Origin of the sequence: Aquabacterium sp. NJ1 (genome assembly GCF_000768065.1) — a bacterium.
Taxonomy (GTDB): domain Bacteria; phylum Pseudomonadota; class Gammaproteobacteria; order Burkholderiales; family Burkholderiaceae_C; genus Aquabacterium.
The window spans coordinates 1,209,506-1,222,905 of record NZ_JRKM01000001.1 but is presented as its reverse complement, the minus strand read 5'-3'; the positions used below and the strand labels follow the sequence as shown (position 1 = coordinate 1,222,905).

Below are 13,400 nucleotides of genomic sequence, written 5' to 3'. Positions count from 1 at the left end.
AGCCATGTTTGTCGAAATGGATGCTGCTGGGCTGCCTGGGTGCGGTGTGTGTGCAGGGCGCGTTGGCGCAGGTGCCCGCAGCCGCTGGTGCCGCTCAGGTGACCGGGCCTAACCAGGTGGTGGTGGCGGGCACGGTGCCCGATGAGGCCACGCGCGTGGCCGTGATCTCGCGCATGCGCGAGCTCTATGGCGCCGACCGTGTGGTGGACCAGCTCACGCTGGGTTCGGTTGTGGCGCCGCCGCAATGGAACCAGTATGTGCAAAAGCTCTTGTCGCCGTCGCTCAAGCAGGTCAGCCATGGGCAGTTGAGCATCCAGGGCAATACCATTGATCTGCGTGGCGAGGTGGGCAACGAGTCCGTGCGCCAGCAGATCGCCAGTGACATGGCCCAGTCGCTCAACCCGACCTACACCGTGCGCAATGGCTTGCGCGTGGCGGTTCAGGAGCAGGCGGTGGTGGACCAGGCACTGGCCAACCGCATCGTGGAGTTCGAGCCAGGCAGCGCCGTGCTGCGGCCCACGGCCTTGCCCATCCTGGACGAGATGGCCGCGGCCATGGCCAGGCTCAAGGGGCGCAAGTTCGAGGTCATCGGCCACACGGATGCCTCCGGTGGGCGGGCTGCCAATGTGAGCCTGTCGCTGGCGAGGGCGCAGTCGGTGAAGTCTTACCTGGTGGGCAAGGGCTTGCCTGCTGACAGCGTGGCCATTTCAGGCCTGGGGCCGGATCAGCCGGTGGCGTCGAACGCCACGGAAGAGGGCCGGGCCCGCAACCGGCGCATCGAGTTCCGCGTCGGCTCCTGATCAGCGTGTGATCGAGGCGTGACCGACGCGTAGCCAGGCGTGGCCGCCACCTGCGCCTGGCCTCATGGCCGCTCAGGTGGCGCCACAGGCCACTCAGGCGCCGGCTTCGTCGCCGTTGTCCAGGCCCAGCAGCTCTTCGAGGTGCGACATGGCGCCCTGGTCCTTGATGACCTTGCGCAGCCATTCGTGCAGCGGCATCTCGCCCCACTTCACGGCTTTTTCGGCCAGGTAAGCCACCGGGCTGTGGGGTTCGGTGCGGCGGAAGAAGCTGGCTACTTCGCGCAGCTGTTGCAGGGCCTGGGCGCGTGTGCGCGGCGGGCCGCCTGCCTTGCCGCCCGTGCCTGATGCTGCTGTGTCGTCATCTGTTGCAACGGGTGAAGGCTGACCGTCGTCGGTGCCGCCAAGGCTGCCGGCTTCACCCAGGGCGCCAGTGTCACGGCAGAGCCGCTCCAGCTCGTGGATGGCGGCGGCCACGGCTTCCTTGGCCTGCACGAAGCCTGGGCCATCGGCGCCCAGGTGGCCATCCACCACGCCTTGCCAGGCCAGCAGGTGGGCTTCGCAGCGTTTGGCGGCTTGCAGGTGGCCCAGCAGGTACTGGGCAGGGGTGTCTTTCAGGGCGCGGTTGAACTGTTCCAGCGTGATCTGGTCGTTGGCGGGCTGGCGTTGGTCCTGGTTGTCGCGCTCGGTGCTGCTGGATGCCAGGCGGGCTGCGGCCAGGTCGCTCAGGCTGTAGGCGGCACCCTGGCGGCCCTTGGTGAAGGGCAGGGCGGTGCTCAAGGCCACCACGCGGTGCAGCAGCCAGCCGATGTTGCCGATGCGTTCTTCGTAGTCGCCGCCATCGGCTTGCGGGTGCAGGGCATCCCAGTAAGTTTCGCTCAGTTGGGTGCACAGCTGCAGGCCCTGGTCCAGGCCGGCATAACCCTGCGTCAGCGCCAGCGCTTCCGTGAGCCACATGGCCAGCCGCAGGTCCTTGGTGCGGGTGCTCAGCAGCGTGCTGCAGCTTTCTGCAACCCCCGGCCAGTCAGCTGTTTTGAGCGCCGTGACCCATTCACCCTGATCCAGGGTGGGGTCGTCCTGCCGCCGCATCTCGGCGATCTGGTCGAATTCGAGCGAAAAGGACATGTCTTCGCCACATGGCGAGCTGTCCGAAATGGGCGCGAGCAAGGCGTCAAGTTCCATACGATCCCTGTTTTTCTGAGCGGCAATCATCCCATGAAGCCCGGCCTGGCTCGCCTCACCAGGCTCCCCCAAGCTGGGGAGGTGTCATTCAACATGGATAAGATCGGCGTTTTGCCTGCCTGCCTGCCTGCCTCGCCCTGCCCGTGCACTTGCCATGAGCCTTGTCTTGCCCCGATCGACCGCATCCGGTCTGCCACTTTTGCCGGCGGACCTGAGTGCGCGCCAGCGTGGCGCACTGGGCGCGGTGGTGGTGGTGGCGCACGCGCTGATCGCCTGGCTCTTGTGGCACGCCGCGAGCCCCGTCGCTGTGGTGGCCGAGCCGCCGATCATCACGGCCACCCTGGTGATGGACAGCCCTCGGCCCGTGAGCGAGCGGGCAGCGCCCCCTGTGACCCCTAAGCCGCCTGAACCGGTGCCTGCGCCGGCCCGTGCCATGCCGCAACCAGCAGTGAACCCGGCACCCGCAGCGGCCCGACCAGCCCAGACGCCTGTGCTGGCCAGCGCCAGGCCGGCGCCAGTTGCCGATGTGCCGGTGGCGGCCCCGGTGCAGGACAGCAAGCCGGTGACCCAGGCTGTGGCCCAGACCCCGGCGCCGGCTGCCACGAGCACCGCCCATGCCCCAACGAACCCGGCGCCCGCAACTGAACCCGCTCGACCGGTCTCGGCTAGCCCCAAGGAGCTGCCCATGTCGGCCGTGCGCTACCTGGTCGAGCCGCCGCCGGTTTACCCTCGCGCCTCACGTGACCTGGGTGAATCCGGCGTGGTGCAGCTCAAGGTGCTGGTGGATGAAGAAGGCCGCCCCAAGGATGTGCTGGTCAGCAAAGGCTCGGGCTTCCCGCGGCTGGATCGGCAGGCCGTGCAAAACATGAAGGCCGCGCGCTTTCAACCTCATGTCGAGGCCGGTGTGCCGCGTGCCGTCTGGGTGCCCGCCGAAATCGTTTTCAATCTGGAATAGACCCGCAAGATGACCCTCCCAGCTGTTGCCGCTTCCTTGCCCGCCGCATTGCCCGCATCGGCGGCCGTGACCAGTGAGCCGGCGGCGTCCGATCTTGGTTTCGTGCACTTCATCCACCAGACCGATGCCGTGGGGCAGGGCCTGTTCCTGATCCTGGTGCTGATGTCGCTGGTGTCCTGGGGCCTGATCCTGACCAAGGGCGTGGCCCTGGTGCGGCGCCAGAAGCGCAGCCGCGCCTTCCTCGACTTCTTCTGGAATGCCACCTCGCTGGAAGCCGTGCAAGGCGAGATCGCGGCCAAGGGCGTGCACGAGCCGTTCGCGCACTTGACCGCGCACGCGATGCACGCACAGGCTCACCACGCGCGCTTTGGCGCGGCCAAGCTGGAAGAAGCCGGCAGCGCGCAGGAGTTCCTCACGCGCACCATCAAGAAGGTGCTCGACGAGATCACCATGAACATGGAGAGCGGCCTGAGCGTGCTGGCCACCATCGGGGCCACGGCGCCCTTCGTGGGCTTGTTCGGCACAGTCTGGGGCGTGTACCACGCGCTGCTCGCCATTGGCGCCACGGGTGCCGGTACGCTGGACAAGGTGGCCGGCCCGGTGGGTGAGGCGCTGATCATGACCGGCGTGGGCCTGGCTGTGGCCATCCCCGCCGTGATGGGCTACAACTGGCTGACGCGCAGCAACCGTGTATGGGGCGCGCGCCTGGATGCTTTTGCCTTCGAGCTGTTCACCTTCCTGTCGACCGGCCAGACGCTCAAGGGCTCGGGCCAGGCCAACTGAACGGACGCAGAACGGACGTGGAAAGGACACGATATGGCTTTTGCCAGTTTCGACGACAAACGCGCCAACGCGCCCATGGCCGAGATCAACATGGTGCCGCTCATCGATGTGATGCTGGTGCTGCTGGTCATCTTCATCGTGACCGCACCTTTGCTGAGTCACTCCATCAAGCTGGAGTTGCCCAAGGCCAGCGCGCAGGTGATGTCGGCCAAGGCCGAGAAGATCGACCTGTCGATCGATGCGAATGGCGTGCGTTACTGGAACGGCTTGGCGCTGAGCCGCGAGGATTCGGTGACGCGCTTTGCCAGCGAGGCCGGCAAGGCCGTGCAGCCCGAAGTGCACCTGCGTGCGGACCAGGCCGTGCCTTACCGCGCGGTGGCTGAGGTGCTGGCCGATGCGGCGCAGGCCGGGCTCACCAAGATCAACTTCGTGACCGACCCTGAGCTGGCCACGCGACCCAAGCCTGCGCCATGAGGCGCTCACCGCGTGAGCATCTGCCGACTGAACATTTTTTGCCATGACCACCACATCGAATACCGCCACCATCCCGCCTCAGGCTCTTGAAGGACTCAAGGTGATCGAACTCGGCCAGTTGATCGCGGGCCCGTTTGCCGGCAAGACCCTGGCCGACTTCGGCGCCGATGTGATCAAGATCGAGCCGCCTGCGGCCGAGGGCGCTGCCGGCGGCGACCCGCTTCGCCAATGGCGCATGCTGCACAACGGCACCAGCGTGTGGTGGCAGTTTCAGAGCCGCAACAAGAAGAGCGTGGTGCTGGACTTGCGCACGGAAGAAGGCCGCGACATCGTGCGCCGCCTCATTGACGAAGCCGATGTGGTCATCGAGAACTTCAAGCCCGGCACCATGGAGAAATGGGGCATGGCTTATGAAGACCTCAGCCAGCGCAACCCGGGCCTGATCATGCTGCGCATCAGCGGTTATGGGCAGACGGGGCCTTATCGCGAGCGCCCTGGTTTTGCCGTGGTGGCCGAGGCCATGGGCGGCATGCGTTACCTCAATGCCGAGCCGGGCCGCGTGCCCGTGCGTGCCGGTGTGAGCCTGGGCGACACCTTGGCCGGCCTGCACGGTGCCATCGGCATCCTGCTGGCCTTGCAGGCACGCCAGCGCAGCATCAGCCCCGAAGCGCCCAAGGGCCGCGGGCAGGTGGTGGACGTGGCCTTGTACGAGGCCGTGTTCAATTGCATGGAAAGCCTGCTGCCCGAGTTCAGCGCCTTTGGGGCCATTCGCCAGCCGGCGGGCTCGGCCTTGCCCGGCATCGCGCCCAGCAATGCCTACCCCTGCGCCGATGGCATGGTGGTGATCGGCGGCAATGGGGACTCGATCTTCAAGCGCCTGATGATCGCGATCGCGCGTGATGACCTGGCCACCGACCCCGAGCTGGCCAGCAACCCCGGCCGTGTCAAGCGTGTGGCCGAGATCGACGCGGCCATTGGTGCCTGGACGGCCACGCGCCCTGTCGATCAGGTGCTGGATGTGCTCAACGCGGCCAGTGTGCCCGTAGGCCGCATCTACAACGCGCAGGATATCGCCCACGACCCGCACTATCGCGCACGCGACATGATCCTGCCGGTGACCACGCACGATGGCCTGACCGTCGAGGTGCCGGGCATTATCCCGAAGCTGTCGGGCACACCGGGTGTGATCCAGCGCCGTGGCCCGATGCTGGGTGAGGACACCGAGGCCGTGCTGGCCGCGCTCAAGAAGCCTTGATCGGCCTGTTGATCGATTTGGTGGGGGGCTTGTTGACGGGCTTTGCTGGCGAGGGCGGTGGCTCGCGCCACAGGTCCACAAAGGCCTGCCACCACCACGAGCGCAGGCCGACCACGAGCGTGTAGGGCTTGCGTTTCTCGGCGGGCAGGCGCTGGTCGGCCAGGTGCTGCTGCGCGAAGTCTTCGGCGGTGCGCTGCAGGCGTTCGGCAAAAGCCGTGGCCAGGCCCGGGCCCAGTGAGCCGTGCACCAGCAACAGCAATTCATCCTCGCCGTCAAAGCCGCCGGCGAAGTATTCGTCCACCACGTGGTGGCGAAAGAAGTCCATCACCGGGCCGTTGGGGCGCCATCTGAAAGTCTTGGCCACCTGCAAGCGGTAGCGGTTGAGCGGGCGCAGCTCGATGATGCCCAGCTTGTCGAGTTTGGCGAAGTAGCGGATGCACTCGACCTCGCTGATGGCGTAGCTGGAGACGATCTGCTCGAAGGTCCATTGGCTCAGGCAGCAAATCGCCAGCAGCAGGAGCTTGCGGTCCGCCACCACGGCGCGCTCCTGCGCCAGGCTCAACTCGCGGCGCATGGGCTGTGCATCGGCCACGCGGCGCGCCAGTTCAGCGAAGTCCAGCTTCAGGGCGCGGCAGATGTCGTCCACGCGTGACAGCGGCATGTCGGCCTTGGCAAAGATGCGCTTGACGCTGGATTCGGCCATGCCCAGGCGCGCGGCCAGCTGGGCGTAGGTCACACCAGCGGATTTCAGCTCCGCCTTCAAGGCCTTGACCAGATCCTGGCTGGTGCTCATCGATGGCTCCGTTCATGCATGAAAGTATCGAAAAATGATACTGCATGGTCATCCATCATGCACTTCGTATTGTCTGGTTGACCCTTGGGTGGTGCGCGCCAAGAATCGCGTCCATGTTCAACAGCCAAGGCAAGACCATCATGGCCACTGTGATTCGACGCGATACCCGGGCCTGGACGTTCCAGGTGTGGATCTCTTTCGCGATCGCCGCTTTCCTGTGCGGCACGGGCCTCGCATGGTTGCCCGGTAAGGCCATTGAGCAGGCCTTCATGGTCATGGGTTATGTGTTCTCGCTGTCCACGGTGTTCGTGCTGTCCAAGCATGTGCGCGATCAGGCCGCCCGTCAGCACAACACGCCGATGTGGTCGGTGGTGGTGTGGTGCGGTTTTGGGCTGGCGGTGGGCCTGACCGGGTGGGGCATGTGGCAGATGGCCATCGATCCCTGCTTCAAGGCCTTTCTGATGGTGTGTTGGTTGTTCCTGCTGTCCTCGGCGTTCACGCTGGCCAAGATGCTGCGCGACGCCCATGAGGACGACGTCGCAGAGATGGCCGAGCAAGGCGAGTCTCGGTAATACCCCAAGCAAGTTCTCAAGAGGTGAATCATGAAAACGCATGAGTGTGTGATGACGCGTGGCCGCCGCGGCCTGCTTGCAACGATGGTGTCCTGGTCGATGCTGGCCGCGAGCCTGCCCGCCAGGGCCCACAACGATGGCTTGTCGGAAGCCAGTGCCTTGTCGGCTCTGCCGGTGGCCATGTCGATTTCGGCGCCGGTGCTGTCCGTGGCGGCTGGCTCGGTGCTGGTGCTGGCGTCCGTCGAGGTGGTGGCCGATGGCACGGTCTGGGTCTTGCAGCGTGCCAGCGATGGCGCCCGCATCGTGGTCAAGTGGTCGGCCATCTCGGCGGGCATGGCGTCGGTGGCGGTGGGCACGGCCATCACGGTGACGGCGGTGAGCGCGGGCTGGGTCCTGTCGACTGCGGGCGAGGTGCTGGCGCTGATCCCCAATGAACTGGGCAAGGCCTTGTTGCACCACGAGCGGGTCATCCGCTGAAGGAGCGATCGTGCAAACCAAACTGAATCAGCGCATGGTGCGTACAAGCAAGCTGCCCCGGGTGATGCCGTTGCGCTTGATGGGGCGTTCGATGGTGCGGGCGATCGCCTTGTGTGCCGCCTTGTGTGCGGGCGCCGGCACGGCATGGGCCGGCCGCAGCTGCGACACCGAGCCCTTGAAACTGTCTGCGGTTACGCAGGGCCTGGGCTTGGCCGAGCGCACGGTCAAGCGGCTCGACGAGTCTGGCGCGCAGGTGGTGGTGCTGGCACGTTCCGGCCAGAACCTGCGCGAGTACGGCTTGCGCTATTCGCATCTGGGCCTGGCTTACAAGGAGGGCGACACCTGGCGCGTGCTGCACAAGCTCAACCAGTGCGGCACCGACAAGTCGTCCATCTACCGCGAGGGCATTGGCGACTTCTTCCTGGACACGCCTTACGAGTACGTGGCCGCCGTCATGCCTTTGAATGCCGAGGCGCAGCAAAAGTTGCTGCCGCTGTTGCGCAACCCCGCACCGGTGGCCGGCCTGCACACCCGGGCTTACAGCATGGTGGCCTACCCGTGGGCGCAGACCTATCAACAGAGCAACCAGTGGGCGATCGAGCTGCTGGCCGTGGCGATGGGCGCCGAGTTGAACAGCCGCGAGTCCGCACAGGACTGGCTCAAGGACCACGGCTACGAGCCGACCGAACTGCACTTGTCGACCTTGACGCGCCTGGGTGCCCGCTTGACCGCAGCCAACGTGAGCTTTGATGATCACCCGTCGGTGTTGCGCTTCACCGGCCGCATCCGCACCGTCACCGTGGACTCGGTGTTGGCGTGGTTGCAACGAACGGGCCTGGGCGGGCCTGAATGGGTGATTCGTTAAAGCCAATTCCCCGGCATCAACGGGCTGATTTGTTGTCCAATGGTCGGCAACCAGCCAGGAGAGGACCCTACAGTGAGTGAAACCAGCACACGCGCCGCCGGCATCGATCAACCAGCGCATGCGGGGCAGTTTGCGCTCTTGTCGCAAAAGCGGTTCGCGCCTTTCTTCATGACCCAATTCCTGGGTGCGGCCAATGACAACCTGTTCAAGTTCGCCTTCACGGTGCTGGTGACCTACCAGCTCAATGTGAGCTGGCTGGCGCCCAAGATGGCCGGCCTGGTGATCGGTGCGCTGTTCATCCTGCCGTTCGTGCTGCTGTCGGCCACGGCCGGGCAGTGGGCTGACAAGTACGACAAGGGCACCATCATGCGCGGTGTCAAGGTGCTGGAGATCGGCGTCATGGTGCTGGCGGGCATCGGCTTCTGGATGCAGCTGGTGCCGCTGCTGCTGGGCTGCGTCTTCCTGATGGGCCTGCATTCCACCTTGTTCGGGCCGGTGAAATACGCTTACCTGCCGCAGCATCTGAGCGAGCGCGAGCTGACCGGTGGCAATGGCATGGTCGAGATGGGCACCTTCGTGGCCATCCTGTTGGGCAATGTGGGCGGTGGCCTGATGATGGGCATCCCGGATACGGGCGTGCATTGGGTGGCGGGCAGCTGTTTCACCGTGGCGGTGATCGGCTGGCTGGCCGCTTTGCAGATCCCGGCTTCACCGTCGTCTGATCCGAACCTCAAGCTGAACTGGAACCCGGCGTCGGAGACCTGGCGCAACCTGAAGCTGGCGGCCGAGTACCCCAGCGTGTTCCGCTCGCTGCTGGGGATTTCGTGGATGTGGTTCTTTGGCGCGGTCTTCCTGTCGCAGTTCCCTGCGTTCGCCAAGGAGGTGCTGAGTGGCAACACCGAGGTGGCGTCCTTGCTGCTGGTGGTGTTCTCGGTGGGCATCGCGGTGGGTTCGCTGCTGTGTGAGACCTTCTCGCACCGCCACGTTGAAATCGGCCTGGTGCCCATCGGTGCGGTGGGCATGAGTGTGTTCGCGTTCGACCTGTACCTGGCGTCGCAAGGCCTGACGCACGCGCAGGGCAGCTTGATGACGGTGGGCGAGTTTGTCTCGCACCACGAACATTGGCGTGTGATGGCAGATCTGGGCCTGCTGGCCTTCAGTGCTGGCCTGTACAGCGTGCCCATGTACGCCCTGATCCAGTTGCGTGCCAAGCCCAGCCACCGTGCCCGCATCATCGCGGCCAACAACATCCTCAATGCGCTGTTCATGATCGTCAGCAGCCTGATGGCCGGCGCCCTGCTGGGCCAGGGCTTTTCGATCCCGCAGGTGTTCGGCGTGACGGCGCTGCTCAATGTGCTGGTGGTGGGCTATGTGTTCTGGCTGATGCCCGAGTACATCGTGCGCCTGGTCATGCTGTTCGTGACCCGTATCGTGTACCGGCTCAAGGTGCGTGGTGACGAGCACCTGCCTACGGACGGCGCCGCCATCCTGGTTTGCAACCACGTGAGCTTCGTGGACGCCGTGATCCTGGGTGTGTGCAGCCCGCGGCCCATGATCTTCCTGATGGACCACCGCATCTTCAAGACACCCGGCATGGGCTGGTTCTTCAAGGCGGTCAAGGCCATCCCCATTGCGCCCCAAAAAGAGAACCCCGAGGCCTATGAGCGCGCCTTCGAGCGGGCCCGCCAGGTGCTCAAGGATGGGGATTTGCTGTGCCTGTTCCCCGAAGGCGCCATCACCAAGGACGGCAAGATGCAGCCCTTCAAGCCCGGCATCATGAAGATCCTCGAAACCAATCCGGTGCCGGTGATCCCCTCTGCGCTGCACAACCTGTGGGGCTCGACCTTCTCGCGCATCGAAGGCGCCGCCATGTCCAAGCCCTTGCGCCGCGGCCTGTTTAACCGCATCGGCCTGGTGGTGGGCGAGCCCATTGCCCCGCAGGACGTCACCCCTGAAGGCTTGCAGACGCGTGTGCAGGCCTTGCTGGACGCGCCGTCTCCCTGAGATGGCCTTGAGATACCCGTGAGATGACTGCGCCAGGCAGACCGCATCAGATCAGGCTCTTGGGCCAGCGGCGTTTTGCGCCGTTTTTCTGGGCGGTGTTCCTGGGCGCCGTCAATGACAACCTGCTGAAGTTCGCGGTTGTCCTGATCCTGACCTACCAGGTGCAGGTGAGCTGGTTGCCGCCTCAAGTGGTGGGCCCTGCGCTGGGAGCCTTGTTCATCCTGCCCTCGGTGCTGCTGTCGGCCACCACCGGGCAATGGGCCGATCGCTCTGATCTGGCGCGCCTCATGCGTCTGGCCAAATCGGCCGAGGTGGGGATGATGGCGCTGGCGGCCTGGGCGCTGTGGACAAGGCATGCACCGACGCTGTTGCTGGCGGTGCTCTTGTCCGGCGTGCACGTGACAGTGTTCTCCACCGTGAAGTACACCTACCTGCCACGCCATCTGTCGGCGGGGGAATTGACCGGTGGCAATGGCCTGCTGGAGATGGGCACCTTTACCGCCATCCTGCTGGGCACGGTTTGCGGTGGCGTGTTGCTGGCGCCGGGTGGTGGTGGCACCACGGCGCTGATGCTGACCTTGCTGGGCCTGGCCGTGGCCGGGCGGCTGGCCGTGCAGGCCGTGCCTTCGACGCCCCCCCTGTCGCCCGGCATCAAGCTCAACTGGAACCCGCTGGCCGAGACCTGGCGCAACCTGGATCGCATCCACCATGACCCCGTGCTGCTGATGTGCCTGCTGGGCATTTCCTGGATGTGGTGCTTTGGCGCGGTCTTTCTGGGGCTGTTTCCCCTTCTCAGCAAAACCATCTTGCATGCCCCTGAAGACATCGCCTCGCTGTTGCTGGTGGTGACCTCATTGGGCGTGGCGGCCGGGGCGCTCTTGTGCGAATGGCTGACCCACGCGCAGGAGGGCGACGAGCCTCAACTGGGCCTGGTCCTGGTGGGCGCACTGGGCATGGGCGTGTTTGGCCTGGACATCGCCTGGGTGGTGCACGGCATCGCGCATGACCCGGGCATGGCACAGGTGCAGGCCTACTCGGTGCACGACTTCATGGCCAGGCCTTTGCATTGGCGCGGCCTGTTCGACCAGTTGATGATGTCGATGTCGATCGGCCTGTTCAGCGTGCCTCTGTATGCCCAGATGCAATACCGCGCCGAGGCCAGCCACCGGGCGCGCGTGGTGGCGGCCAACAACATCCTCAACGCGGTGTTGATCCTGCTGAGTGCGCTGATGACCTGGCTGCTGTCGGCCTGCGGGCTGGGCGTGGGCGCGATCTTCGCGGTGGCCTGTGTACTGCACCTGCTTGTCGTGCTGATGACGTTGCGCTGGCAGCCGCTGCTGTGGCAGCACACCGTGGTCTGGCTGCGACGCTGGCGGCGCCAGGCGCCCGAATAAGGTGGCTGGCACCGCCTGACTTGCCACGACAATCCCCCCAGTGGTGACCGCCTGGCGGCCATCTTCAACACCTCTTCACACACGCTCCAAAATGGAAAGCATGCTCACGCGTGCGGGCTGGGCCCGCGTGGTCCCCTTCGGCCTGTTCATGATCCTGCTGGCGGTGCGGGGCTATCTTCCGCCGGACAACGGCTGGCTGGACCCTCGCTGGGTCTATGGCCTGTCTGTCCTGATCGTGGGGGGCAGCATCGCGTTTTTCTGGCGGGATTACAGCGAACTGGGCGGGCCGGCTCGCCTCGATTTCAAGCAGGCGGTCATCGCCCTGGTGGTGGGCGCCGTGGTGTTCAAGCTGTGGATCCTGCTGACCGAGCCCTGGATGATGCTGGGCAGCCCGACCGCCTCCTTCCGCCCCGTGGACGCCGAAGGGCAGTTGCAGTGGGGCCTGGTTGCCGTGCGCTGGGTCGGGGCGGCGCTGCTGGTGCCCGTCATGGAAGAACTGTTCTGGCGCTCCTTCCTGATGCGCTGGATCGACAACCCCGATTTCGAGAAGGTGGACCCCTCCGAGGTGTCGCCCAAGGCGATGTTGCTGTCCACCCTGGTTTTCATGCTGGCGCACACGCAGTGGCTGGGCGCGGTGGTGGCTGGCCTGGCTTATGCTCTGCTTTACCGCTACACCCGCTCCTTGTGGGCCGCGGTGGTGGCGCATGCCGTGACCAACGGCGTGCTGGGTATCTGGGTTGTCGTTTATGGCAACTGGCAGTTCTGGTGACATGAGGGGTTGAGCAGCCATGAGGCGCGCACAAGGTGGATGGTCTTTGTTCTTGCGTGCGGCCGTCGTGCTGGTGGCGCTGGGTGTGGCCTTCGTCTGGCTCGTGCTGGACGAGAACCCCGAGCGCAGGCCGATCCTGGCCTTGCTGCAGTACGTGCCTTACCCGGCATTTCTGGCACCGGCCATCGCTGCGCTCATCGGCAGCTTGTGGCTGGGCTGGGCCTGGCGTGTGCTCTCGGCGTTCACGGTTGGCGTGGTGCTCACGTCCATCATGGGCCTGTGCATCGGCCATGCCGACGAGGGTTACGGGCACATTCGTTTCATGACCTACAACGTCAAGGCCTACCTGGCCTCGTTGCGGCCCAATGGCTTTGGTGAACTGGCGCTGGAGGTGATGCTGCATGACCCGGACGTGATCGTCATGCAGGATGCCGGGCAGTTGATGAAGCTGGAGCAGACCAAGCCGGAAACCTACCAGGCCTTGATGGGCAAGCGCCAGGTTTACGGCTTCGGGCAGTACATCGTGGCCAGTCGCTTTCCGCTCAAGGACTGCGCGCCGGGCTGGATCCCGTACCGGAATCAGAAACACAGCTTCGTGCATTGCGTGTTGCAGGCTCATGGCAAGGAGGTGGACCTGGTCACGGTGCACTTCACCACACCGCGTGACGGGCTGAATGCCACCCGGCGAGAAGGCCTGCGCGGCCTGGACGCCTGGAGCGGCAACATGAACGACCGCCTGGTGCAATCAGGCGTGCTGGCCGAGCATTTGCGGCAGATGAAGCGGCCTCGCATCGTGGCGGGCGACCTGAACGCGCCCGAGAGTTCAGCAGTGGTCAAGACGCTGCTGCACACTGGCTTGCGGGATGCGTTCTCGTCCGCGGGGTTTGGTTATGGTTATACCCACGGCCACTCGTTGCGCCCGGGGGTGTCCTTCCTGCGCATCGACCACATCCTGGTGTCCGATGACATTGGCGTGACGCAGACTGAAGTGGGCGGTACCGTGGCCTCGCAGCACCGGCCGGTGATTGCGGACCTGCTGTTGACTCGCCAGTGACGCGCCCCGCCCGTCCCGTTGTTGTG

Annotated in this window: 14 protein-coding genes; 12 read left to right on the top strand and 2 right to left on the bottom strand. The window is 65.3% G+C overall.

Annotated elements, in window-relative coordinates; translation table 11 throughout:
- The first annotated feature begins 8 nt into the window (after positions 1–8).
- Entirely contained in the window at positions 9–800 is a 792-nt protein-coding gene (locus JY96_RS05295) for an OmpA family protein (RefSeq protein WP_235333857.1), read from the top strand.
- 93 nt (positions 801–893) lie between these two features.
- Here the strand turns inward: JY96_RS05295 and tssA are convergent, their stop codons facing one another.
- On the bottom strand, positions 894–1,979 hold the full coding sequence (gene tssA / locus JY96_RS05290; protein ID WP_035035566.1) for a type VI secretion system protein TssA: 1,086 nt from the start codon (positions 1,977–1,979) through the stop codon (positions 894–896).
- Positions 1,980–2,145: 166 nt separating this feature from the next.
- Between tssA and JY96_RS05285 the strand changes: the two genes are divergently transcribed.
- The 4 genes from JY96_RS05285 to JY96_RS05270 are packed head-to-tail and all read left to right on the top strand — an operon-like array spanning position 2,146 to position 5,446.
- Positions 2,146–2,934, top strand: a complete 789-nt coding sequence (locus JY96_RS05285; protein WP_152606363.1) for an energy transducer TonB — start codon at positions 2,146–2,148, stop codon at positions 2,932–2,934.
- 9 nt (positions 2,935–2,943) lie between these two features.
- Positions 2,944–3,717 carry a MotA/TolQ/ExbB proton channel family protein gene (locus tag JY96_RS05280; RefSeq protein WP_081961051.1) on the top strand — a complete coding sequence of 258 codons (774 nt, stop codon included), beginning with the start codon at positions 2,944–2,946 and terminating at the stop codon, positions 3,715–3,717.
- A gap of 33 nt (positions 3,718–3,750) precedes the next feature.
- On the top strand, positions 3,751–4,191 hold the full coding sequence (locus JY96_RS05275) for a biopolymer transporter ExbD (protein WP_035035564.1): 441 nt from the start codon (positions 3,751–3,753) through the stop codon (positions 4,189–4,191).
- Positions 4,192–4,234: 43 nt separating this feature from the next.
- Entirely contained in the window at positions 4,235–5,446 is a 1,212-nt protein-coding gene (locus tag JY96_RS05270; protein WP_035035562.1) for a CaiB/BaiF CoA-transferase family protein, read from the top strand.
- Here JY96_RS05270 and JY96_RS05265 read toward each other — a convergent pair.
- Positions 5,433–6,239 carry a helix-turn-helix transcriptional regulator gene (locus JY96_RS05265; protein ID WP_035035560.1) on the bottom strand — a complete coding sequence of 269 codons (807 nt, stop codon included), beginning with the start codon at positions 6,237–6,239 and terminating at the stop codon, positions 5,433–5,435. The two genes, JY96_RS05270 and JY96_RS05265, sit on opposite strands and share 14 nt — an antisense overlap.
- Before the next feature lie 113 nt (positions 6,240–6,352).
- On the opposite strand from JY96_RS05265, the gene JY96_RS05260 reads away from it, so the two are divergent.
- The 7 genes from JY96_RS05260 (at position 6,353) to JY96_RS21975 (ending at position 13,374) form a co-directional block, all read left to right on the top strand.
- Positions 6,353–6,811 (top strand): YiaA/YiaB family inner membrane protein, encoded by a 459-nt coding sequence (locus JY96_RS05260; RefSeq protein WP_052162161.1) that lies wholly within the window; start codon positions 6,353–6,355, stop codon positions 6,809–6,811.
- A 30-nt stretch (positions 6,812–6,841) separates the two neighbouring features.
- A complete protein-coding gene (locus tag JY96_RS05255) occupies positions 6,842–7,288 on the top strand; it encodes a hypothetical protein (protein ID WP_235333855.1) in 447 nt (148 codons plus the stop codon).
- A gap of 10 nt (positions 7,289–7,298) precedes the next feature.
- Complete coding sequence (locus JY96_RS05250) at positions 7,299–8,153, top strand: DUF2145 domain-containing protein (protein ID WP_369796124.1); 855 nt, start codon at positions 7,299–7,301, stop codon at positions 8,151–8,153.
- A 39-nt stretch (positions 8,154–8,192) separates the two neighbouring features.
- Entirely contained in the window at positions 8,193–10,157 is a 1,965-nt protein-coding gene (locus JY96_RS05245) for an MFS transporter (RefSeq protein ID WP_052162160.1), read from the top strand.
- 59 nt (positions 10,158–10,216) lie between these two features.
- Positions 10,217–11,551, top strand: a complete 1,335-nt coding sequence (locus JY96_RS05240) for an MFS transporter (protein ID WP_052162159.1) — start codon at positions 10,217–10,219, stop codon at positions 11,549–11,551.
- A 100-nt stretch (positions 11,552–11,651) separates the two neighbouring features.
- Positions 11,652–12,320, top strand: a complete 669-nt coding sequence (locus JY96_RS05235; RefSeq protein ID WP_035041351.1) for a CAAX prenyl protease-related protein — start codon at positions 11,652–11,654, stop codon at positions 12,318–12,320.
- Between the two features lie 19 nt (positions 12,321–12,339).
- Entirely contained in the window at positions 12,340–13,374 is a 1,035-nt protein-coding gene (locus tag JY96_RS21975; RefSeq protein ID WP_081961049.1) for an endonuclease/exonuclease/phosphatase family protein, read from the top strand.
- The last annotated feature ends 26 nt before the right edge of the window (positions 13,375–13,400 follow it).